This is a genomic window from Bradyrhizobium sp. USDA 3311 (genome assembly GCF_054062495.1).
The window spans coordinates 1,380,666-1,403,168 of sequence record NZ_JBSSFI010000001.1 but is presented as its reverse complement, the minus strand read 5'-3'; the positions used below and the strand labels follow the sequence as shown (position 1 = coordinate 1,403,168).

The 22,503-nt window shown below is 61.6% G+C and carries 18 protein-coding genes; 11 read left to right on the top strand and 7 right to left on the bottom strand.

Annotation, left to right across the window (positions count from 1 at the left end; translation table 11 throughout):
• Position 1 precedes the first annotated feature (1 nt).
• On the bottom strand, positions 2–451 hold the full coding sequence (locus tag ACVWW6_RS06625) for a hypothetical protein (RefSeq protein WP_456680390.1): 450 nt from the start codon (positions 449–451) through the stop codon (positions 2–4).
• A gap of 535 nt (positions 452–986) precedes the next feature.
• Positions 987–1,355 (bottom strand): hypothetical protein, encoded by a 369-nt coding sequence (locus ACVWW6_RS06620; RefSeq protein ID WP_456680389.1) that lies wholly within the window; start codon positions 1,353–1,355, stop codon positions 987–989.
• A gap of 894 nt (positions 1,356–2,249) precedes the next feature.
• On the opposite strand from ACVWW6_RS06620, the gene ACVWW6_RS06615 reads away from it, so the two are divergent.
• Together ACVWW6_RS06615 and ACVWW6_RS06610 are read left to right on the top strand one after the other, a co-directional pair.
• The gene (locus tag ACVWW6_RS06615) at positions 2,250–3,638 is read left to right on the top strand and encodes a metallophosphoesterase family protein (RefSeq protein ID WP_456680388.1); all 1,389 of its coding nucleotides are present in this window, start codon (positions 2,250–2,252) and stop codon (positions 3,636–3,638) included.
• Positions 3,639–3,650: 12 nt separating this feature from the next.
• Complete coding sequence (locus ACVWW6_RS06610; RefSeq protein ID WP_456680387.1) at positions 3,651–5,675, top strand: CHAT domain-containing protein; 2,025 nt, start codon at positions 3,651–3,653, stop codon at positions 5,673–5,675.
• A gap of 272 nt (positions 5,676–5,947) precedes the next feature.
• On the opposite strand, the gene dcd is transcribed toward ACVWW6_RS06610, so the two are convergent.
• From dcd to ACVWW6_RS06595, 3 genes are read right to left on the bottom strand one after another with little or no spacing between them, the layout of a single operon-like run.
• Positions 5,948–6,610, bottom strand: coding sequence for a dCTP deaminase (gene dcd / locus ACVWW6_RS06605; RefSeq protein WP_456680386.1), 663 nt, complete (start codon positions 6,608–6,610; stop codon positions 5,948–5,950).
• Entirely contained in the window at positions 6,607–7,962 is a 1,356-nt protein-coding gene (locus ACVWW6_RS06600) for a hypothetical protein (protein WP_456680385.1), read from the bottom strand. The genes dcd and ACVWW6_RS06600 overlap by 4 nt, the downstream gene beginning before the upstream one ends.
• The gene (locus ACVWW6_RS06595) at positions 7,963–8,403 is read right to left on the bottom strand and encodes a hypothetical protein (RefSeq protein WP_456680384.1); all 441 of its coding nucleotides are present in this window, start codon (positions 8,401–8,403) and stop codon (positions 7,963–7,965) included.
• Positions 8,404–8,577: 174 nt separating this feature from the next.
• Here ACVWW6_RS06595 and ACVWW6_RS06590 point away from each other — a divergent pair, with 174 nt between their 5' ends.
• The gene (locus ACVWW6_RS06590) at positions 8,578–9,069 is read left to right on the top strand and encodes a MerR family transcriptional regulator (RefSeq protein WP_456680383.1); all 492 of its coding nucleotides are present in this window, start codon (positions 8,578–8,580) and stop codon (positions 9,067–9,069) included.
• A 588-nt stretch (positions 9,070–9,657) separates the two neighbouring features.
• Complete coding sequence (locus tag ACVWW6_RS06585; RefSeq protein ID WP_456680382.1) at positions 9,658–13,164, top strand: CHAT domain-containing protein; 3,507 nt, start codon at positions 9,658–9,660, stop codon at positions 13,162–13,164.
• Between the two features lie 490 nt (positions 13,165–13,654).
• Here ACVWW6_RS06585 and ACVWW6_RS06580 read toward each other — a convergent pair whose 3' ends face one another.
• Positions 13,655–14,926, bottom strand: coding sequence for an MFS transporter (locus ACVWW6_RS06580; RefSeq protein ID WP_456680381.1), 1,272 nt, complete (start codon positions 14,924–14,926; stop codon positions 13,655–13,657).
• 345 nt (positions 14,927–15,271) lie between these two features.
• On the opposite strand from ACVWW6_RS06580, the gene ACVWW6_RS06575 reads away from it, so the two are divergent.
• The 7 genes from ACVWW6_RS06575 to ptsN all read left to right on the top strand — a co-directional run bounded on the left by ACVWW6_RS06575 (position 15,272) and on the right by ptsN (position 21,875).
• Positions 15,272–15,886, top strand: a complete 615-nt coding sequence (locus ACVWW6_RS06575; RefSeq protein WP_011083544.1) for a ribonuclease D — start codon at positions 15,272–15,274, stop codon at positions 15,884–15,886.
• 144 nt (positions 15,887–16,030) lie between these two features.
• A complete protein-coding gene (gene lptC, locus ACVWW6_RS06570) occupies positions 16,031–16,765 on the top strand; it encodes an LPS export ABC transporter periplasmic protein LptC (protein ID WP_456680380.1) in 735 nt (244 codons plus the stop codon).
• 5 nt (positions 16,766–16,770) lie between these two features.
• Entirely contained in the window at positions 16,771–17,499 is a 729-nt protein-coding gene (locus tag ACVWW6_RS06565; RefSeq protein WP_161532841.1) for an LptA/OstA family protein, read from the top strand.
• A 221-nt stretch (positions 17,500–17,720) separates the two neighbouring features.
• Positions 17,721–18,719 (top strand): LPS export ABC transporter ATP-binding protein, encoded by a 999-nt coding sequence (lptB, locus tag ACVWW6_RS06560; RefSeq protein ID WP_011083547.1) that lies wholly within the window; start codon positions 17,721–17,723, stop codon positions 18,717–18,719.
• Positions 18,720–18,809: 90 nt separating this feature from the next.
• Entirely contained in the window at positions 18,810–20,423 is a 1,614-nt protein-coding gene (gene rpoN, locus ACVWW6_RS06555; protein WP_060909568.1) for an RNA polymerase factor sigma-54, read from the top strand.
• A gap of 156 nt (positions 20,424–20,579) precedes the next feature.
• Positions 20,580–21,191, top strand: coding sequence for a ribosome hibernation-promoting factor, HPF/YfiA family (gene hpf, locus ACVWW6_RS06550; protein WP_060909567.1), 612 nt, complete (start codon positions 20,580–20,582; stop codon positions 21,189–21,191).
• 222 nt (positions 21,192–21,413) lie between these two features.
• Positions 21,414–21,875, top strand: coding sequence for a PTS IIA-like nitrogen regulatory protein PtsN (ptsN, locus tag ACVWW6_RS06545; protein WP_011083550.1), 462 nt, complete (start codon positions 21,414–21,416; stop codon positions 21,873–21,875).
• A 29-nt stretch (positions 21,876–21,904) separates the two neighbouring features.
• On the opposite strand, the gene ACVWW6_RS06540 is transcribed toward ptsN, so the two are convergent.
• Positions 21,905–22,405 (bottom strand): GNAT family N-acetyltransferase, encoded by a 501-nt coding sequence (locus tag ACVWW6_RS06540; protein ID WP_231166755.1) that lies wholly within the window; start codon positions 22,403–22,405, stop codon positions 21,905–21,907.
• Positions 22,406–22,503 lie beyond the last annotated feature (98 nt).

The window sequence follows — 22,503 nt, the reverse complement described above, 5'->3', positions numbered from 1 at the left end:
GTCAGGTCTCCAGAGCGGCCTGGCGAGGGCGCTGCGTCATCTGTAGCAGCGTGGCAGCGGGCCGGCGATTGGCTTTGGCGCACTTGCTGCAGCGAAGTCGGCTCGCCAAGTCGTGGACGAAGGTTGTCGGTGGATGGGACAGCGCGGCCAAGTCGACGTCCCGCTTGGTCTTGCAGCGCGAGCATTCGATTTCCAGCCAGGGATAGCCACCATTGACCGCCTGATCGACGGTTGGCGATGGATCGATGGGACCGCCGTCGGCCCACATTCGTTCGTTCCAGCTTTCGCAGATGAGCCTGTCGGCCTGACGAATCATCGCGTCGCCTTTGGCTCGTGCTTCGTCGGATTGCGTGGCGAGAATCGTCGCCATCGTCCGAGCCTTGCCAAGCTCCTTCCGAAGAGCTTTGCGATCCCCACCGGACAGGGGCATTGGGTGGTGCTTCGGCGCCATCAAGTTTTACCCGCGCTGAGGACGGGTGTCTTAGGAGCTCTTGAACGAAGGCCAGCAGCCATCTTCCTCGTGGCGGCCTGTACGATTCTCGCAGGTCTGGCCGAGCAACTTGTGTCCGACGTCTTTCCAGATGGCGTGTTGACCGAAGAACCTGACGGCGTCCGCTTTTTGGATTTCGACGACACGCTCGCAGCGCAGACAACTGACCCGGAGGACGTGCCGAGGGATTTCTGCTAGGCGCCGTTGTTGGATCGGAATACCAGCGCCCTCTGCCACCCGTGGGTCATGAAGAAGCGAATCCCAGTATCCCCCCGGCACATCTGCTTGCGGGGCGTCGGATGGATTAGCGGTTGGGCGCCCGGTGGCGGTCCACTTTTCGATTTGCTTTGGGGACGGCATTCGCCAACTCGCGGGTCGATCGCTCATGGTCCGGATTAGAACATAAAGAGAACAAAAGTCGAGTCCGTTGAGGTGAAATTTTTGACCTGCCCCGAGCGTTTGGGTGGCACGTCGAGCGTTCCGAGGCGAGGTGAATTTAATGCGGGTCAAGTGCGTCGGTGATGTCGAAGCCCACGGGTCTTCCGTCTTTCTGATTGCTGACGTCAGCTGGCGAGCCGGCGACGGTGGAGGCTCGGTGAGAGCTTACTATGGAGGTTCGTGGATGAGGCGAGCGGCTCGGCTTCGGTGGACGAAGGTTGGAGCGGCTGGTCCCTTGCTCGTCCCGCGTGAGGATCGCGCAAAGCCAGCGGGCCTGGGCGACGCTGATGAAGGCTTGGTCACGATAGCGTTCAATTCTGTGTAGGATGGCCTCGAGGAGGCTCAGCTCCTTCGGAGTCAGGGCGCTGTTGTTGATAGTTGTGGTGATGCGCCTCTCTAATCTGTTGGCGCCGTATCCGATAATCATGCGGATTCTCCATTGCATTCGATGAGGTTGTCGATATGCAAATCTGAGGGCGTGCCGCTCGGATGAATTTTACGTGGCTGGGATAGGAATTGATCGAGCGGTCAGGCGAAGGGCACCGCTCCTCGTGTTCTCTAGTCTCGAAAATTGGTGGACGTCGGAGGGAGGTCTCTGTGCCTCGAAGAGGCACAGCTTCGCCTGCGAGGGCGAAGCTGCTGATTGAGGGCCATGCTCGAAAACCGGAGCCACGCCGTCGGTCAGTCATCGGATAAGCGCACCCGTGGGGTAGGCCGGGGTCAGCCGGTCGGCCTTTTACGCGCCGCTTCATCTGGCGGGACTACTGCGCAACACATCCGTCAATTGCGCAGCGTCTGTGGGTCGGGAGTCACCGGAGCCCACTCCTGCTTTCAGCTTTGACACTGTCAGCTTTTGCCGATGCCTTTCGGCCGTGTCCGCTTGATCTCCACTGCATGGCTAGCTTGAAGGGCGGAGCCCGTTGGGGGCTGGCTATGTGCGTTGTAACCAAACGATGTAAATCCTATGTACGGGCCAGGCCGAGAGCGATGAGTGAGCTGGCCGGAAGTGCGCTATGGTGATGATGGCCGAGCTCGGGCCGCTGATCGGCAAGATCTGGTGATGTTGCGAATCTGTCGGTACACACAGGCGAAGGTCGCTTCTTGGTATTGTCGATCTTGGTCGGCGGCGACACGCTGCCTTGCCTCTGGGGCACACGCTTGAATTGAGTCGAGTGCTCTGCAATGATGGAGTATCGGCCACGGACTCACAGGACTATCAGGGAGTGGACTATGGCCACGTCAGGTCAGCGAATCCGCTTCACCTTCTGATCGAGGCATTCTCCATGCGTCAGTCATCAAATCCGTCCGTTAGGCCTTCCCAATGATTGCAGAAATCCTCGACAAAGCGTTTGTACTCGAACAGCTGAGATTCGTTCGCGACTCGCTCCGTTCCGGTAGGCGACGGAACGAGGAAGAGCCACCCCCGGTGGACGTCGACGAGACGGCGTTGCAATCTGCCGCGGATGCGATCGACGCCGCCTTGGCGTTTGATGAAAGCGCGTCACCCGAAGCACAGGCTACCGGTCGTCGACGCGATCCGGCTGTGCCGGTCTCCGACATCGAAAGCCGGGCCTTCATCAGCAGCGATCCCGTCCTGAGCATCGCGCAGAGCGCCCTCGAACGATACTTCGAGCATAAAAACGCCGTAGCCGCCGATCCCCCGATGGCCGCAAGGAGAGGCGGCGGCACCTCCGCCGATCCGGTGACTGGAAACCGGATCGACAGGAGGATATTCGATAAATTCTCCATCACGGACCCGGGGTGGGTCAGCTCGCTGATCGCGATGGGCGTCCAGAAGTTTAGAAACCCCCACGTTTTCAACCAGACGCCGGCTCAGAGCGTGGAGATGAAGGAGCGCTGCCGTCTGGTGATAGTGGGCGACTGGGGTAGCGGACTTCCTCGTGCCCGGGCGACAGCCGACGCTATGCGGACCTTCATCGACGCGTGCCTAGCCGACGGGACCGACTGTCACGTGATCCATCTTGGCGACGTCTACTATTCCGGCTGGGACTGGGAGTACCGCAAGCGCTTTCTTCCCTACTGGCCTGTCCACGCCGGCGAGGAAGCCCGGATCGGTTCATGGTGCCTGAACGGAAATCACGACATGTACTCGGGAGGTTACGGGTACTACGACACGTTGCTCGCCGACCGACGGTTCGGGCGACAGGAGAGATCGAGCTTTTTCCGCCTATTCAACAAGGATTGGCAGATCCTCGGTCTGGACACCGCGTATGACGACGACGGACTGCGGGATCCCCAGGGCAAGTGGGTGCTCGACACCTTGGCCGCCAATTCGCAGAAGACGATGCTACTTACCCATCATCAGTTCTTCAGCGCATTCGAGAACGCAGCACGCGTCGGTGCGGTTCTACGCGCAAAGCTGAAAGAACCGCTTGCCGCGGGTCGTGTCGACGCCGCCATTTGGGGCCATGAACACCGGTGCGTGGCCTATTCGGAATACGGCGGCATTAGGTATCCTCGCCTCGTCGGGCACGGAGGCGTTCCGGTCTACATGACGCACGCCGAGGGAGAGGCTTATCCGGTGCCGGCCATCTTCGAAGACCGCAGATTCATAAGCTACAACGGGAGCGTCTTGCCGGAGAAATGGGCATATATGGGATTTGCTGTAATGGATTTCGACGGTCCGGAATTGACGACAAGATACGTCGACGAGAACGGCTTGGTGCTCAAGGAAGAACGTTTCTCATAAGGATCGACCTTAATGATGCAGGTCGCTAGCTCGGCGCCCGAGATCAAATCCGACGCGCTATTCAAGCAGGCTCTGGCTTCGTACGAAGCCGGACAGCTGCGGCAGGCGATGTCCATGTTGGACGGCGGAGACGATGCCTGGTTCGCGAATGCTTATCCCTACCTGCACGAGATCCGGCTCAAGTTAATGGCGGGTCTTCAAGAGGGCTCACCCGACTGGACGGCCATCAAGGAAGCCGACCGCTCCGCATCGGCCCGTTTCGCTCTACTTCATCCAAGTCCTTCGCTTCCGGATACGGAGGATGACTTCGGAGTGCACAACGACGAGGCTGAGCATCACTACCTCGACGGTCCCGGGGACGACGGTGACGAAGATTCCTGGATGAAGTCGGTCGAAGGACTTCCTGGCGATTCCGGGAGCGAGAACGAATCGACCAAGTTGCGGGGCAGGCGATCCGACTTGAAAGTCGGCGGCCGCCTTATCGAAGGCGAATCCGCCGACGCGCCCACATCCACGCAGGGCACCATCGAAAGGACGCCCCACATCGGACTGACCGAGACGACGCCGTTGCAGCCGGGAGCTCGGTTTTCGATCAGAGTATATCTCGATACGTCCGAGCAATTGCCCGAAGAGACCGGTCGCTCGCTGCTGGTCGCCGACGGCAGTGTCGTCGAGGCCACCTTAGTAACCAGTAGTCACTTCTGGCTGGAAAAAGACCGTACGACGACGTCCTTCGTGGTCAGAAGCGGAGATTTGAGAACGGAGGTCGGAACGTTCTGGGCCACCGTCGCCCCGATGGAACGTTGGACAGACGGCATCGCGTTTGTCGGCGCTCTCTTCTTCGTCGACGGGAGACCCTGCGGCAAGGTGACGCGCGAGGTACAGGTCGCCGGGCAAGACGCCGCCAGCACCGCTTCGAAGAAGGACGATGTGATCGCCGTTGCCAGCAACGGCGGCCCCGTCGCCGATTTGACCGTGACGATTATCGCAGATCCCGCCAACGACGGTCGTTCGTACTACTGCTTCGTGAGCACCCCGCATCTCGATCAGTATCGACAGCGCGTGATGAAACCGTGGAATCTTCAGAGCTCAACCCAGCAATTGGTGCGGGGCTTCATGGATCGCTTCACGGCCTCCGCAGTGCCGCGCGAGCAACTCATCTCAGAACTCAGAGGCTCTGGCGTAATTCTCTTCAAGTCGTCTCCGGAGATATTCCAGGAAGTCTTCTGGGCGCTCATCGACGGAAAGAAGCCGCTCGAGACCATCGCCATTGTCAGCGCCGAGCCGTTCGTTCCATGGGAATTGATGGTTCCTACCCGTTCGTTGCCGAAGTACGAGCAACGCTTGCCGCTCGGCGTCGAGTTCTGCATAGGCCGCTGGACCGACGAGAAGACAATCGCGCCTTCTAGGACGTTGAACATCGTCGACTCCTCAGTCATCGCTCCGGCTTACAGCGGCTCGATGATCCTGAAGAACTCTCTGCCGGAAGCGCAGATGGTCGTCGCCCAGTATCCGGGAGAGATCATCCGGCCTGCCCCGTTTGCGACCGTGGGTAAGGAACTGGGGACGGTATCTCGATCGCTGATCCATTTCGTCTGTCACGGCAAGGACATGGCGAGCGGGATACAGTGCATACGGCTCGACAATGGCGAGGAACTGAGTTCAGCGAACATTCTCGGCATCGCCGGCCTGGGTCAACTGTTCGCCACAAAGCGCCCGGTTGTGTTTCTCAACGCCTGCGAGGTAGGACGCACGACGCCTTCGCTCGTGGGCTTGGGTGGCTTCGTCGCCTCTTTCATAAACCTGGGCGCGACCGCGGTCATCGCACCTTTATGGAGCGTGGAGGATGCGATCGCGCACGAGATCGCGGTCGAATTCTATCGCGAAACCAAGAACAATCCTACCCGACGCCTTTCCGATATCTTCAAGAAGATCAGGACGAAAGGATACGATCCCGATTCCGGGAAGGACACGTACGTGGCTTATTGCTTCTACGGCGATCCCGGAGCGCGCCTGAGCGGCGTGGAGACTTCGTGAGTCCGATCGAGGCCGTCCGGAGATATAAGCCACCGATGTCTGTGGTGGCCGAGATGAGCCGTCCGCTATTTATCGACGACCGAGTCTCGACCAGCGGCGAGAAGCTCGAGGTCTCGTCCACTGCTAACGACGACGAGCTGGTAGATGGCGACAGGGTGCACGGGTTCGTCGGCGCCCGAACGGCGAAGGTATTCAAGATATTCCGCTGGACATGGCCAGCGGATAAACTACGTCGGGCACAACGAAGCAGAAGTGCCGCGACAATCGTCGCTCTAAGTGCCGGCGGCCTTCTTGCCATCGTCCTCGGACCGTCCTTCCGCCGCCTTCTCTTCGGGCAGAAACGCGAATTCCGATTTCTTCGCTATGGTGCCTTGCTTGGGCTCGAACGACAGGTTGAACTGGCCCGCGTTTGGCCTCCTCGTGTCACCCTTCGTCTCGAAGAACGATATCTGGGCGATCTCCAATCCGGGATATAGCGCTATCGGAATCTCGCCGAGGTTGGCGAGCTCGAGCGTTACGATGCCCTGATAACCAGGTTCTATGAGAGTAGCCGTCGCGATGCTCAGTCCTTCTCGGGCCCATGTCGAGCGGGCGGTTACCGCGCCCATGACGTCGTCGGGCAGAGTGACCCATTCCAACGTGGGAACGAGCACCAAAGCGCCTGGGTGAAGCAACAGCCGTGTACCGAAAGGGAGTTCGTGCCGCTCGTGCTTCTGTTGGTACCGCGTCTCGCTTTCGTGATCCCTCTCTTCGGTCCGGCTCACGAACTTCGGATCGACGTGCGAGGTGCCCCTTGCACGAACGAAGAGCGCTACATTGCCCATGCGGAGATCCACGCTCGCCGCGCCGACCTGGTCGTTCGCAAGAAGAGGCGATACCGTCAGATCACCCTTGATCATCCTTCTCACGATTTCTCCCCGGCCGAGCGCTGTCATAGCGGCATCCCTTTGGAATGCGCTATCGCGCGCTGCTGGAGCAGGGCGTGATCGCAAAGCTTGTTCGTCTTGAGAAAGTCCAATTCGGGAAGGCGCGGGTACTCTGAAAGGCGGGCCTCGCGAAGCTTGGCGCGCCCGAACCAGAACGTCCATCCGGCGTACAGGCAATGGTGGGTCGTAACCTCTTCCGTGGAGAGATTCCCTGCAGCATCGATACGCTGGATGATCGGCGGTCTGCAAAGGGCTAGGCGATCGACCAACTCGTTCAACTGCGACGGATTCGGCTTGGAGTAGGCGACACCGGCGTGCGGCGCAAATATCTCTTTGAGAAGGTCCAAGACTTTCTTGAGCTGATCGGGCGACAAGACGTCCGGCCACGTGGTAGCGGAGTCGCCGCTCGTATAAGCAAGAAACTCCGCCTCAGCCTCTCGGACCAGCGGCACGTCGATTCCACAGACCGGCTCGTTCCAGCCGAGACTCTTCACCGCCTGTGTTATGGCCCGCCGCCGAACCATGAAAGGTGGATGGGTCGATTCGTCCGAGATGAGCCGTTCTGGATTTCCGGACACCGGCTCCAGGATCATTCTGTGCGCTGCCGCGAAGGATGGTCCGAACAGCAGAAGACCGAAGAGGTCGCAGACGATCTCCCTTCTCCAGCTTCTCAACGACTTGCCGCGAAAGCGGAAATTGGGGTCGTTCGAAAGAACTCTCTTGACTTGGTCGGGAGCGTCCGGCCGCTTGAACCATTCGGTGGCGGTCGTTTCGTCTCGCAACGGGCCATCCTCGAAGAGAGCCATCGCGTCGCGTACGATTACGGCCGGATCGACGTCGGAGGTCGTCTCTGGCGTCATAGCAGCAGTATGCGCAAGCTCATGACCGAACAGCGAGTGAAGCAAGACATGATGTTTGAGTTGCCGCGGGAACGCGACGATCATGATCCGACGTCTTCCATACGACGCGCGTTTGTCGTTCACGATCTGGTAGTACATGCCCTCGGCTATCACGTGAACGATCGGCGGTTTGGGCTCGCTCATGTGCTTGCGAACGAAGATCTTCCCGGCGATCTCCTCGATGGCCGCGGCGAAAGGCCAGGAGAACTCACCCAGACGAGATCGCTCGATGAGGCAGATGCGGCTACCTAGCGCGCTCAGGGATTCCATAAGATCGGCGACGTCGGCAGCGTCTTCGGGCGCGGTCTCTGCGATCTTGTCACCGATGAAATCCAATCGGTGCATGCATTCTTCGAAGTAGTCCTTGGATCGGCGTGCCGAACCGTAGTCGTGACGCAACGTCTCGTCCAACGCCGCCTTGACGCTGAGAAATTCCTCTCTGAGAAAGTCGAGATTTTCCAATCAGGGCGTCGAGTAAAGGTTGTTGATGAAGACGGCGAGGAAATTACGCACGGCAAGCCTCTCGTCACCGCTCGCAGACGCGGTCTTCGGATAGGCGACCGCTCGCAGAACATTTTCGACCCGGCCTAGCGCGACGTCTCTCTCGACGTCGCTGTACACGGCCTGAAGAGCGCGGTCGAACGCCACGCGAAGATCATCCACGTGCCGTTCGGGAGATGGAAGCAGGTTCAACGCTTCCGGACCGCGCGCGCCGGACGCAACGTAGTCGAATCCCTCGAATCCGTGCGACTTGTAGTCCTCGATCATGCTGTAGAAATTGTCGAAGGCGGAGACGTACTTGGGCGGCTCCTTGCCTTCCTCCATGCACCGACGGACGGTATTGGCGAGAACTCTGGCGGGACCCCGGGCGTCGTTCTCGTCGTATGCTGCCATGATGGGCATCGGCATGCTCTCCCGCGTCTGTCCGGCGTTACGCTAGGACAATGTCTTGGCGCCTACAAGAGTAAGGCAGGCACCGGCTCAAGCTACCGGAAGTTGTTCCAATTTGGGAATAATAATTGAAGTCAGCTCAAATTTCAATTATTTTCCGAAAACCCTCGCATTTCACGGTGGAAATTGCCGAAGCCTCGAGCGGTCCTAAACGCCTTTCCGCCCGCGCAAGCCTCGCGGATCGTGGGCATGAGCTACCACATGCTCAACTACCTCTCGCGCGAGGGATATTTGGTGCCTCACTATGGCAAGACAGGCCAACGAGGCAGGACGCGCTATTATTCCTACCGCGACCTCGTGATCGCACGGTTGGTGCAGCGCCTCTTGGACTGCGGCCTCGAAATCAAGCGGCTGAAGAAGGACCTGAAGAAGTTGTCGCGTCACCCGCACTGGTCCGAGGGGCGGTCATCAAAAGAACTGGGGCTGCTAGCGACGGACGGACGACGCCTCTTCTTCGTCGGGGGCGACAACAAGGTGCTGGACCTAACCGGTAACGGGCAGATGGCCTTCGCATTCGTTCTGGACGTGGTCGCAGCGCGAAATGACGTGGAAGCGAGCCTGACCTTGGATCAGAAGCGGGACTTCGACTTGATCAACCGGCCGATCAAGTACGCTTAGCGAATATGCAATCCGCGGGCTGATGAGCAGCGGAAAAAGAACCGTCATTCGAGGATCCCTCACATCTGTTTCTTCCGATAGCGCGGCATCCTGACTTGGATCGTTTCGCTCCCGATATGATCGCTCCGCCAGCAGCGAGAGCCTGCACGGGCTCGGCTCTGACGGGGAAGCCGCTGTACATCTGTCCGCCGGAGGGAGAGACTGTTCATCGAAGAAGAGCGCATTCTCCGACAGGTGCGACGACAATGAACACGCCCCAGCAACCTACCCTTCAAGACTGCTTCAATCAGTTCGTCGACCGCGACTACCGAGCCTGTTCGGTCAGCGCCGTAATGTTGGGCGAGAACGACGGCTGGTCGCTTCACTTGATGATCTTTCTGCTGGTAAGCCTGATACGCACGGATGACGTCGAAATGGCCCAGGAGATCGGCCAGCGATTTCTTGAAGCCGTAACAAATCCCTGGGATCGTGAACTCGTGGCATTGATCTTAGGCCGTGCCGACTACCGGCAAGTACTGGCGAAAGCGAGGGATGCGAGAGCAGAGTGCCAAGCACTGTACTGCGCCGGGATCCGCGAGGTGAGCAGAGATGACGTCGCGGGCGGGAGCCAGCTTCTTCCAGCGTGCGGGAGCGGTCGGTGTAGAATGCCTCGAGGCAATGCTTTCGGCCTATGAACTCGAACATCTTCAGCGTGGCGAGCCCGACGAGCCCAACGAGCAACATTTGATCGAAGTCCTCGATCACGAGGCCCGTACCAAAGGCAGGTTGACCGACGCGTATGCTCAAGCCTGCGCCGGGTTGGGATTTCTACAAATAAATCGGGGTAAGGCGGTTGCCGGGTTGGAGCGCATTGGGGAAGCGCTGAGGATCTTTCGTGAACTCCATTCCTCCGGTCACGAAGATACGTCGAGTTGCAGCCAACGCTTGGCCGCCGTCACGCAGCAGGTGGTCCAGCACCTGCTCGGCAATGGCAACTCCGCTCTTGCAGAGACGTGCCTCCGAACGGCTCTGCCTCCGTTACGGGAGGTTGGCAAGACCCCGGAATTGGCAGCCATCCTCAATATGTTGGCGCGCATGCTCCGCGACCGAGGCGCTCTCTCCGATGCCGAGCAGCTCTATCGAGAGGGTATTACCGTGATTGAAGAGGTGTACGGCAACGCACATCCGATCATGGCCTCGACACTCAGCAACATGGGCATGCTATACCTCGAGCGGCCGGACGTCAGAAGTGCCATCCGATTCTTTGAGCGGGCACTCTCGATATTGCGTGGCGCGCAACGGCACCAGCCATCGGAAATGGCCGTTGTTCTGCACAATCTCGCGGGTGCATGCCGACGAGACGACGATCCAGATAGTGCCGAACGGTACCTTCGCGAGGCGATGAGCCTTATAGACCGGATCGACAAGCGAAACCCGGTGATCGGCGAGGTCCTCGCAGCACTGGATCGCTTGCTTTTCGACCTCGGCCGTTTCTCAGAAGCCGCCGTCGTTTGCGAGAATCTGGTCGCTCACGATGATATTGCCGGCAACTCGGCGGATGCCCGCGCAGAGCACCAACAGAATCTGGGCGTTCTCTATCGCATACTCGGTCGTTATCGGGAGGCCGAGCAGCCACTTTTGCGCGCGACGGAGATTCTGAATTCCTTGGGAAGCGGCTACCGACGTAAATATGCGCGCGCCTTGTGCGAACTATCAATGTTGTGGCTTCGTACGGGAGATTACTCCCGCGCGGATATTGGCTTCCATGATGCGCTAAAGGTCTACGAAATGATTTCGGCGCCTTCGGCGGATCGTGTTCTAGCACTCAATGGCTTGGCATCGCTTCGTGAGGCAGTCGAGGATTACGGCGCGGCGCGGCGTTACTACGTCGAGGCGTTAAGAGAAGTTCAAGGCAGCGACGAAGGACGGTCATTCAGTGGAACTATCCTTTCGAATTTGGCGCAACTGGAACAAAAGGACGGCAATTTCCAACGTGCCAAAGAGCTATTCGAGCAAGCGGTAGCTTTTCGCGAGCGGCGACGTGGCGAATCTGCAGTCGGCTTCGCTACACTCCTGATGAATTTCGGAAACCTGTATGAAGTGATGGGCGGACAGGCGGCAATGCGCCATGAGCCGGGCGAGCCGTTTTATGCCGAAGCTGAGCAACATTATCGGCGCGCCATGCAAATCCTGGAAGGGTCTCGCGAGACGAACAGTCGTGCATGGTCTCAGGCTTTGCGATCGTTGGGCTGGATCAGCTATGTTCGGGGAGATGCAGAGGCCGCCATAGCATACTACGACCAGGCCATGCCCAAGGGGGCCCACGTAGACAGCGCCTACTCAGCAGTCGACCTCAAGACGCAAGAGAATCTCGCGACATTCCTGGCTGTTGTCGGACGAACGGCAGACGCGATGCAGCTCATGCTCGAGGGTGCCGATAGAGACGACCGCATTCTGCGTCACGCCTTTTCGCTGACTTCGGAGAGACAGCGTATAGCCATCGCCGACCGTTGTCGTGCCGAGCTCTACGGGTTCTTGTCTCTGCTGGTGCGGGATCCTTCGCTACCCGGGGGCGCCGCCCGCGGCTTGGAGATGGTGCTCCGGCGTAAGGGAATCGTGACCGAGGCTGGGTTGTTGCAGCGTTCGCTGCCTCTCGAAGGGCTCAACGAAGAGACACGCGCTTCGGTGGAGGAATTGAGGCATCTTAGTTCCGAGCTGGCACGCCAAGCCCTGCAAGTCGGTTCCGTCGATTATCCGATCGAAGCCTTGACCGAGCTGGAGCGACGTCACGAAACCCTCAGCCTCGAGGTTGCGCGCCTCTTCCCCAAGCTCGAATTCGAGCGCCGTCTCGGCCAAGCCAAGGTGACCGAGCTTGCGAACGCTCTGCCCGAAAATTCCGTCCTGGTGGAGTTCGTCCGCGCTCCCATACTCAGCTTCGATGCCCTTCCTTCGCGGGGCGATCGGCGATGGTCCGCCGATCGATACTTTGCCTTCGTCCTACTTGCGGCAAGCGAAGAACCGGTTCTCATGGATCTCGGCAATGCCGAGCCAGTCGATCTCTACATAGAGAAACATCGGCGGGCCATCATGGGCGAATCGCGAGCAGCCGTTCGCTCCACGAGTGCTCAATTCGACACCGGACTTGCGCTCCGTCGCATCTTGTTTGATCCGCTCAAGGAGGCGCTGCGAGGCAGCACGCGTGTGATCATCGCTCCCGACAGCAATCTGAACACATTGGCGTTCGAGGTGCTGCCGGGCGAGAAGGCAGGTTATTTGGTCGATGAATACGATTTCAGCTACGTAAGCGTCGGTCGCGACCTGCTGCGGCCCGCGACTGAAGGTCTTGCGCAGCAGCCGTTCGTGTTAGCGAACCCCGACTTCGACCTCGGAAGTCCCGGTGCATCGAAGGAACCCGATGGACGCCGTTCGTCCGTCTTCGATCAAGAGTTCGCACCATTGCCGGGCACGGAGGCGGAGGGGCGGGCGGTCGCAGAGTCCCTCGGAGTCATTCCCCTTATGGGAGATGCGGCGCTCAAGACGAAATTGAAAGAGGCCCGTTCACCTCTTATTCTGCATCTGGCTACGCACGGCTTTTTCCTGCCTGACCAGGCCAGCGGCGATTCCGATCCGTCGAAGCAGACCGCTCGGCTCGAGAATCCAATGCTTCGCTCCGGACTCGCGCTCGCCGGCGCCAATTGGCGAGCAAAAGGATTTCTTCCGCCAATCGAGGCCGAGGATGGTCTTCTGACGGCGGAGGACGCCGCTGCGCTGGATTTGAGCCATACTGAACTTGTTGTCTTGTCGGCCTGCGATACCGGGCTCGGAGCGATAAATTCCGAGGGCGTATTTGGTCTACGTCGTGCGTTTATGCTTGCAGGCGCACGGACGTTGCTCATCAGTCTATGGAAGGTACCGGACCAACCGACCGCCGAGCTGTTCGCAGCCTATTACCGCCACTTGCTTCGAGGCAAAGGCCGCTCGGAGTCGTTGCGGGAAGCCCGTGCGGAGATCCGGCAGCGTTGGCCGCACCCGTCTTGCTGGGGAGCCTTCATTTGCCAGGGCGACTGGGGCGCGATACCGCAATTTAGGGAGCGAAACGTAACCAAAAGCTTGTAGCCATAGAGGAATACCATCGGCCGCATGCCGTGCGACAGGCAGGGCGAAGGCGGCTGCCCGCATGTAGAGCGAACGTGAAAACGGCTTCACGATCGATGTCCTATAGCGCACAGCCGGTTGCACGACCGTCGGATTGGCGGTGTCAATCGGCCAGTAGCAGCATTCTGAGTAGATAGCCTAGGGCGGGGCGTCGAAGGCCGTTCGGACGAAGTAGCCGAGCGTACCAGATGGATCCAAGCCGCTCTTCCATGTGTAGTCTCGCGGCCTTCCGTGCATGTCGGCGGCGATCAGAGCAGGGTGACAAAAGCACAGTCCGGTGGTACAAGCGTCGGACTTGGCGCAAAGGTAAGTCACTGTTTTTGCTGTAGTTTGCTGGATCGGACCTCAATCCTTTCCTGGGCACCATTTTGCGGGATCTGGACCCAAAATGGGGTCGCTCCCGGTCTGCGTCGCCGTCGCGAAGATCCCTAGGGGACAAATCCGCCCGCCCTCAGACCACCCTTTTCCCCGCCCGCTCCGCCACCGCCTTCTGCACAAAATACATCGCGACCAGCGACACGATCGCCGATGCGACGACGACGTAGCCGATCCGGTCGAAATGGATCAGCGAGCCGTCAGGCGCTTGCGCGATGATTGCGCCGGCGAGCATCGAGCCGAGTCCGCCGGAAAGCTGCTGGAGCGAGGCGCTGATCGCGCTGAACGAGCCGCGCTGGCTCGGATCGGGGATCGCCGACATCAGCGCCTGCGACGGGATCATGCGCGAGAAGATGCCGACGAACATCAGGACGTTGACGAGGATCGCGGTCGCGAGCGAGACGTGGCCGAGATGGGTGTAGATCAGCACCATGATCACCGAGACCACGCTGCCGAAGACAAACGTCGGATATTTGCCGAACGCGTCGCTCGCCCGGCCGACCAGCGGCCCCGTGACGATGCTGAACAGGCCGGAGACGAGATAGATCGTCGGCAAATGCAGCATGTCGATGCCGAGATTGTTCACGGTGTAGGCGCTGGAGAACGGCATCAGCATGTACCCGCCCGTCGCCAGCAATGTCGTGACCGCGAAGGCCAGCGTGTAGCGCGTCTGTCCGACGGTCGCGATCAGATGGTGGAACGGGTTCTTGTCCTGCTTCAGCCGCAGATGCGCGTCGACCGGCTCCATGGCGAAGGCAATGATGGCGATCGCCGCGATCGACAGGCCGACGATCGCGGCGAAGCAGACATGCCAGTTCCAGTGATTGGCGAGAAACAGCCCGGCCGGAATGCCGAGCACCTGGCTCGCGGCGAACGCGGTCTGCACGAAGCCCATCACGCGGCCGCGCAAATGCAGCGGGAACAGGTCGGTGATGATGGCCAGCACGACCGAGCCGATCACGCCGCCGAACAGTCCGGTCACGATCCTGCCGAGCAGCAGCACATGGTAGGTCTGCGCCATTGCGCAGAGCAGGGTGCCGAGCGTGAAGCCGACATAGAAGAACAGCAGCAGGCGCTTGCGGTCGAAGCGGTCGGCAAAGCCGGCGGCCAAGATACCCGACAGTCCCGCGCTGAATGCGTAGGCCGACACCGCGACGCCGAATTGGGTGGCCGTGATGTCGAGCGCGGGCATCAGGATGGCGCCGAGCGGCGACATGATGATGAAATCGAGGATGATCGTGAACTGCGTGAACGCGAGCAGCGCGATGAGGAGCGCCTGGTAGCGCGAAAAGCCGCGCTGGCGGTCCTGTTGATCGTCGATAGGCGCTGCGAGCGTCTGTTCGGTCATGACATCTCATTGGTGATGAGCGGGGCAAGGGCGCGGGGGATCGGCAACAGATGGGGTGGGTGGGGACGATTTTCACGGGGCGCATGACGCAAGTTGTGCCGGACCATGAAGCTCGCGCCGGGTTGTGGGATCCATGCAACAGCCCGGGGGCCGGAAGCCCTCCATCTCCGCTCGCAACCTTGATCGCGTGCCACGCACCTGCCGCCAGCTGCATGGCGGTGATCTGCCCGGCCCCGTGAGGGCATGACCGCGGTTGCGCGGACGGCCCGCAATGGCTACATCGCGGGCAATCCGAATTAGCCTATTGTGCCGACAGACCGATTCGACCCGAGGTTTTGAAACGCCATGACCGTACGCCTGCACCGCGGCGACCTGCCCGACCTGTCCCGCTACACCGGAGCGGTGGCGATCGACACCGAGACCATGGGGCTGAACCCGCACCGCGACCGGCTCTGCGTGGTGCAGCTCTCGCCCGGCGACGGCAGTGCCGACGTCGTGCAGATCCCCAAGGGCCACACCGACGCGCCCAACCTGAAGGCGCTCTTGGCCAATCCCGCCATCACCAAGATCTTCCACTTCGCGCGGTTCGACGTCGCGGTGCTGTACCAGAGCTTCGGCGTCATGACCGGGCCGATCTATTGCACCAAGATCGCCTCCCGCCTGACCCGCACCTATACCGACCGCCACGGCCTCAAGGACCTCGTGCGCGAGGTGCTCAATGTCGACCTTTCCAAGCAGCAGCAATCCAGCGACTGGGGCTCCGACAGCCTGACCGAGCCGCAGCTCGCCTATGCCGCCTCCGACGTGCTGCACCTGCACGCCCTGCGCGAGCGGCTCGACGCCATGCTGGTGCGGGAAGGCCGTACCGGGCTGGCCAAGGCCTGCTTCGACTTCCTGCCGACCCGCGCCCTGCTCGACCTCCAGGGCTGGGCGGAAGAGGACATTTTCGCGCATTCCTGACACCTCGACGGGCGGCTAGGTTGGGCCAATCGCCCCGTTTCGGACACTTTCGTATCGGCCTGTCCGAGGCTGCATATTCAGGCGGCGCCGGGTACAATGGCGTGCACTTGACCGGACCAGGCGAGCGACACCTCAGGAGCCCAGGTGAATTCGGCCCAGAATCCCACCTACGACGCCGCGCTTGCGGCGAAGTTTGCCAGCGCGGCGCGCCACAGCCGCCTGGTGCGGATTCTGCGCGTCGCGGTCCCGGGCGCGGTGCTGTTGTCCCTGGCCGCCATCGTCGGCGTCTCGATCTTCAATCCATTTCGCATGCTGTTGCCGAAGCTGCCGCTCGATTCCGGAAACCTGGTGGTATCGGGCACCAAGATCACGATGGAAACGCCGCACCTCGCCGGCTACACGCCGGACCGGCGGCCGTACGAGCTCTGGGCCAAGACCGCGACGCAGGACATCACCGACCCCGACCATGTCGATCTCTCGGACCTTCGCGCAAAGGTCCTGATGGAAGATCAATCGACCCTGTTCCTCGATGCCCGCACCGGCCGCTTCGACAACAAGCAGCAGCAGCTCGACCTGCACAAGGACATCTTCCTGCGCACCTCGACCGGCTATGAGGCGCGGCTGAACTCGGCCTTCGTCGACATGGGCAAGGGCACGGTCTCGTCGGACGAACGTGTCGACGTCAAGCTGACCAACGGCACGCTGACCGCGGATCGGCTGCGCATCACGGAAGGCGGCGATCTCATCCGCTTCGAGGGCAATGTGGTGATGCATCTGGACAAGCTGGATGACCCCGCCGCTGCTCAGCCCGCGCCGGCCGAGCCGACGCCGCCGGTGAAGACACGTACGCCGCAGAACAAGTCCGCCAATTCAAAGTGATTTTCATGATCAGGTTTTTCCCGCGCAACGACAGCAAACGGTGCGCCGCCATCGGTGCGGCCGCGCTTGCCGCCACTGTCGCGCTGATGGCAACGGGCGCGGCGATCGCACAGAGCACGATGCAAGGCGTGCCGAATGCGATGCAGGGCTTCTCGCAGAACCGCGATCAGCCGATCCAGATCGAGGCCGCTTCGCTCGAGATGCGCGACAAGAAGAAGGAGGCGACCTTCGCCGGCAACGTGAAGGTCATCCAGGGCGACACCACCATGACCTCGAAGACGCTGGTGGTGTTCTACGAATCCGGCGGCGACAAGCCGGCGACGCCGCAGCCCGCGGCGAAGGGGGCCAAGGCGGCCCCGATGCAGTCGGCGACGCCGGGCCCGGGCGGCAGTTCCTCGATCAAGCGGCTGGAGGCGCGCGGTAATGTCGTGGTCACCCAGAAGGACCAGGTGGTCACCGGCGACACCGCCGTGTTCGACACCAAGACCAACCTCATCACCATGCTCGGCGGCACGGGCGGCCAGGTGGTCCTGACGCAGTGCAAGAACGTGCTGCGCGGTGACCGTCTGATGGTCGACATGACGACGGGCGTGTCGCGTGTGGAATCCGACAATGGCAGGGTGCAGGCCCTGCTGCCGCAGGGTGGCGGCAGTGATTGTGGCCAGGGGGGGCAGGGCGCCAAGCCCGGCGCGGCGTCGCCCCTGCAATTGCCCGGCGCAACTAAACCGAAGTAAATTCAACAGCTTGTGTCGGGCGCTCCCGATCCGAGGTTGAAGCTTGCCCGGCGAGACTGTATCTAGCGCGCAGGGCTTTCGAAGCGGGGTCCTCCGCTTATCGGGCGTGTTTCACTGGGCATGAGACATCCCTTCACCCATGCTGCGTCGGCGAATCGTAACGCCGCCGCGGCAGATCGCGCGAAGACCGCGCAAAAACTGCGCGAGGCTAGAAGGCGGGGATGGTCGATCTTTTCAGCATGTTCCGTCGGCGCCCCGCCAAGCGCGGCCGGCCAGGATTTGCGCGTCAGGACATCACCGCGCTCGGTGACAGCGTCGGCGGGCTGGTGGCGAGCCCCGTGCGCGACGCGCCGCCGATCGCCCGGGACCAGCCGATGCACGCGCCCGACCACTTTCAGGCCGATTATCAAACCGAGCCGCCGCGGGCGCAGGCGGTCCACCCGGTCAGGGCCGCCGCCAGGCCGAACGGCGCCGGCGGGCCGCAGCTTCTGAAGCGGCCGGGCTTCCTGGCTGTGCATAGCGTGGAAAAGGCCTTCGGCAGCCGCCAGGTGGTGCGCGGCGTCAGCATCTATGTGCGCCGCGGCGAGGCGGTCGGCCTGCTCGGTCCGAACGGCGCCGGCAAGACCACCGTGTTCTACATGATCACCGGCCTGATCAAGGCCGATCGCGGCGCGATCGAGCTCGACGGCCACGACGTCACCAAGCTGCCGATGTATCAGCGCGCGCGGCTCGGCATCGGCTATCTGCCGCAGGAAGCCTCGATCTTCCGCGGCCTCACCGTCGAGCAGAATATCCGCGCCGTGCTCGAAGTGGTCGAGCCTTCGCGCAAGAAGCGCGAGCAGCAGCTCGACTCGCTGCTCGACGAATTCAACATCACGCGCCTGCGCAAATCACCGTCGATCGCGTTGTCCGGCGGCGAGCGGCGCCGCGTCGAGATCGCGCGCGCGCTGGCGACGCGTCCGAACTACATGCTGCTCGACGAGCCCTTCGCCGGCATCGATCCGATCGCGGTCGGCGACATTCAGGATCTCGTCCGCCATCTCACCAATCGCGGCATCGGCGTGCTCATCACCGACCACAATGTGCGCGAGACGCTCGGCCTCACCGACCGTGCCTATATCGTCTATGCCGGGGAAATCTTGACCGAGGGCAGCCCGGATGAGATCGTCGCCGATCCGGATGTTCGCCGCCTTTACCTTGGCGAGGAATTCCGCCTCTAGCCTGTTTTTGCGCTACGTCAAGACGTGTACATCGGGCTCAGACTAGGATAAGCAAAAATCGGACCAACTTTTGGGATCGGTTCTTGCTTCATGGCGCTCACGCAGAGATTAGAGTTCCGGCAATCGCAGTCGCTGGTCATGACGCCGCAGCTGATGCAGGCGATCAAGCTGCTGCAATTGTCCAATCTCGATCTCACGACCTTCGTGGAAGAGGAACTCGAGCGTAATCCGCTGCTGGAGCGGGCCAATGACGAGGCCTCCGGCGGCGAAGCCCCGGCCGAGGCCGGCCAGTTCAGCGATTCCGACGGCGGCCACAACGACGAGCCGGGCGGGGGTCCGGGCGAGGCGTTCGAGCCGGGCCAGGAAGAATGGATGAGCAAGGATCTCGGCACCCGCGCCGAGATCGAGCAGACCCTGGACACAGGCCTGGACAACGTCTTCTCCGAGGAACCGGCCGAGGCCGCGGCGCGCAACGCCCAGGACGCCGCGCCGACCACCTACACGGAATGGGGCGGTGGCGCCTCCGGCGACGAGGACTACAATCTCGAGGCGTTCGTCGCCGCCGAGGTCACGCTCGGCGATCATCTCGCCGAGCAGCTCTCGGTCGCATTCACCGCACCCGCGCAGCGCATGATCGGCCAGTACCTGATCGATCTCGTCGACGAGGCCGGCTATCTGCCGCCGGATCTCGGCCAGGCCGCCGAGCGACTTGGCGCCTCGCAGCAGGAGGTCGAGGGCGTCCTGGCCGTGCTGCAAAAATTCGATCCGCCCGGCGTCTGCGCGCGCAATTTGAGCGAATGCCTGGCGATCCAGCTCCGCGAGCTCGATCGCTACGACCCGGCGATGCAGGCGCTGGTCGAGCATCTCGATCTTCTCGCCAAGCGCGACATCGCGGGCTTGCGCAAGGTTTGCGGCGTCGACGACGAGGACATCGCCGACATGATCGGCGAGATCCGCCGTCTCAACCCCAAGCCCGGCATGAAATTCGGCGCGGCGCGGCTCCAGACCATGGTGCCCGATGTCTATGTCCGTCCGGGTCCGGATGGCGGCTGGCATGTCGAGCTCAACAGCGACACCTTGCCGCGCGTGCTGGTCAACCAGACCTACTATTCCGAGCTGTCGAAGAAGATCGGCAAGGACGGCGACAAGTCCTATTTCACCGACGCGCTCCAGAACGCGACCTGGCTCGTGCGCGCGCTCGACCAGCGCGCCCGCACGATCCTGAAAGTTGCAACCGAGATCGTGCGCCAGCAGGACGGCTTCTTCACCCATGGCGTCGCGCATTTGCGGCCGCTGAACCTGAAGGCCGTCGCCGACGCCATCCAGATGCATGAATCCACGGTGTCGCGCGTCACTGCCAACAAATACATGGCGACCAACCGCGGCACGTTCGAGCTGAAATATTTCTTCACCGCCTCGATCGCCTCGGCCGACGGCGGCGAGGCGCATTCGGCCGAAGCCGTGCGCCACCACATCAAGCAGCTGATCGATTCGGAAGCGCCGGCCGCGATCCTGTCGGATGATACCATCGTGGAACGGTTACGCGCTTCGGGCATTGATATTGCCCGCCGCACGGTCGCGAAGTACCGCGAAGCCATGCGCATTCCTTCCTCGGTGCAACGTCGCCGCGACAAGCAGAGCGCTCTTGGTAACGTCCTCTCTACCGCAATGTCCGATCGCTCCCGCAACCCCGAGCCGGCCTGATTGCGCTGGCGCCAAATCGCGCTACTCTCAATCTCCCATCGAGACCGATCCATGCGCGCGCATGATCCGGACCCGGAGGGCCGCGCCAGCGCCAGGTGTGCAGCGGTTGTCCGCATGGATCACGCGCAGACAAGAACCTAACCAGGTGAGGTTCACATGACTCTCCGCATTTCGGGAAAGAGCGTCAGTGTCGGCGAGGCCCTGCGCGGCCGCGTTTCCGACCGGACCGAAGAGGTCCTGCGCAAATATTTCGACGGCAATTATTCCGGCCACATCACGCTGAGCAAGGATGGCTTCGGCTTCCGGACCGATTGCGCGCTGCATCTCGATTCGGGAATTACGCTGGAGGCCGATTCGAACGCGCCGGACGCCTATGCCAGCGCCGACCAGGCGCTCGTGATGATCGAGAAGCGGCTCAAGCGCTACAAGAGCCGGCTCAAGGACCGCTCGGCCCGCAAGGCCCATGTCGCCTCCGCCGCTCTCGCGGCCATGGACGCCACCAGCTACGTGCTGGAGGCGCCGGGCGAGGGTGAGGACGAGGACGAGGTCACCGGCTACAGCCCGGTGATCATCGCCGAGGCAACCACCTCGCTGAAGCAGCTGTCGGTCAGCGAAGCCGTCATGGAACTCGACCTCAGCGGGGCACCCTGCCTGGTGTTCCAGCATGGCTCCAGCGGCCGGGTGAACATCATTTACCGTCGGGCTGACGGCAATGTGGGCTGGGTCGACCCGCCCGGAGGCAAGGCAGATGGCAAAGTGGGCGGTTAGGGCCGGATTCGGGCCCCGTACGATCCGCAGGCCTTAACAATGACCGGGGCAAAGCCGCACGCAGGAGTTGGCACCGGGATTGCGTTGGAGTAGAAGCGCCCCACATCAGGACCGGGGCTAAGTCCCCCTCCTGCTTCACCTTCTTGACGCCGGCCCGGCGTGGTTTCTCTCCAAGCTGGCCAATTCGGAACCTGACGGTTTAATTCACCTCGGAAACCCTCCATGCCGATTACCGATCTGGTCGCACCCGAGGCGATTCTCCCGGCATTGAAGGTCAACAGCAAGAAGCAGGCCTTGCAGGAGCTCGCGGCCAAGGCTGCCGAGCTGACCGGGCAGAACGAGCGCGCCGTGTTCGAGGTGCTGCTGCAGCGGGAGAAGCTCGGCACCACCGCGGTCGGCTATGGCGTCGCCATTCCCCACGGCAAGCTGCCCAAGCTGGAAAAGATCTTCGGCCTGTTCGCGCGCCTCGATCGCCCGATCGATTTCGAATCGATGGACGGCCAGCCGGTCGATCTCGTCTTCTTGCTGCTCGCCCCCGAAGGGGCCGGCGCCGATCATCTCAAGGCGCTCGCCCGTATCGCCCGCCTGTTGCGCGACCAGGACATCGCCAAGAAGCTGCGCGCCTCGCGCGATGCCCAGGCGATCTACTCCGTGCTCGCGCTGCCGCCGGCGACGGCGGCCTAAGGCCGCCCGATCTGCTTTCTTGAGTGCGTTTAGAGGGTGCGCGACAGATAGCGTACCGTTTTGCTGCCCTTGTGGATGCTTGCGCGGCCGACCTCGGCAAATCCCAATGCAGCGTGAAAGGCATCCGACGCCGGATTCGGAGGCTGCTGGTTAACTTCGCAGACAATGCGATCGTACCCGGCTTCGGCCGCGCGATCGAACAGGTCGGCATAAAGCCGGCGCGCGCATCCCATGCCTCGAGCGGAAGCTGCGACCACGATCCGGTCGACATAGACAAAGCGCGCGTAGCGGGATCGAAACCACAGGAAGTTCGGGCTGTCGTATTGTCCGTCCTGATCCAATGCGATCATGAAAGCATCGAGATTGCCGATCCTGCGGGCGTAGAAGGCTTGCGCGACGAGGTCTTGCAGCCGCTCGCGCTCAAGCCATGACAACTCCTCTGCGTGGCTGTTGTTGAGCGCAAGCAGGGCGTCACAAAGCGGTGTGCCGGACGAAATCTCGAATTTGGTGACCGGGACGGGGGCGATCATGTTCATGGCGACGATCTACCAGCCGCGAGATGCAAAGCAAAACCGGCACAGGTTTGCTTGCCCGAACCTGTGGCAGCGCCTGCGGCGTAACCCTCACC

Coding starts and splice junctions, on each gene's coding strand:
- ACVWW6_RS06540 (WP_231166755.1), bottom strand. CDS start 22,405: ATGATCGCCCCCGTCCCGGTCACCAAATTCGAGATTTCGTCCGGCACA.
- ACVWW6_RS06625 (WP_456680390.1), bottom strand. CDS start 451: ATGGCGCCGAAGCACCACCCAATGCCCCTGTCCGGTGGGGATCGCAAA.
- hpf (WP_060909567.1), top strand. CDS start 20,580: ATGACTCTCCGCATTTCGGGAAAGAGCGTCAGTGTCGGCGAGGCCCTG.
- ACVWW6_RS06575 (WP_011083544.1), top strand. CDS start 15,272: ATGACCGTACGCCTGCACCGCGGCGACCTGCCCGACCTGTCCCGCTAC.
- dcd (WP_456680386.1), bottom strand. CDS start 6,610: ATGACAGCGCTCGGCCGGGGAGAAATCGTGAGAAGGATGATCAAGGGT.
- ACVWW6_RS06610 (WP_456680387.1), top strand. CDS start 3,651: ATGATGCAGGTCGCTAGCTCGGCGCCCGAGATCAAATCCGACGCGCTA.
- ACVWW6_RS06585 (WP_456680382.1), top strand. CDS start 9,658: ATGACGTCGCGGGCGGGAGCCAGCTTCTTCCAGCGTGCGGGAGCGGTC.
- ACVWW6_RS06565 (WP_161532841.1), top strand. CDS start 16,771: ATGATCAGGTTTTTCCCGCGCAACGACAGCAAACGGTGCGCCGCCATC.
- ACVWW6_RS06580 (WP_456680381.1), bottom strand. CDS start 14,926: ATGACCGAACAGACGCTCGCAGCGCCTATCGACGATCAACAGGACCGC.
- ACVWW6_RS06615 (WP_456680388.1), top strand. CDS start 2,250: ATGATTGCAGAAATCCTCGACAAAGCGTTTGTACTCGAACAGCTGAGA.
- ptsN (WP_011083550.1), top strand. CDS start 21,414: ATGCCGATTACCGATCTGGTCGCACCCGAGGCGATTCTCCCGGCATTG.
- ACVWW6_RS06620 (WP_456680389.1), bottom strand. CDS start 1,355: ATGATTATCGGATACGGCGCCAACAGATTAGAGAGGCGCATCACCACA.
- ACVWW6_RS06595 (WP_456680384.1), bottom strand. CDS start 8,403: ATGCCCATCATGGCAGCATACGACGAGAACGACGCCCGGGGTCCCGCC.
- rpoN (WP_060909568.1), top strand. CDS start 18,810: ATGGCGCTCACGCAGAGATTAGAGTTCCGGCAATCGCAGTCGCTGGTC.
- lptB (WP_011083547.1), top strand. CDS start 17,721: ATGGTCGATCTTTTCAGCATGTTCCGTCGGCGCCCCGCCAAGCGCGGC.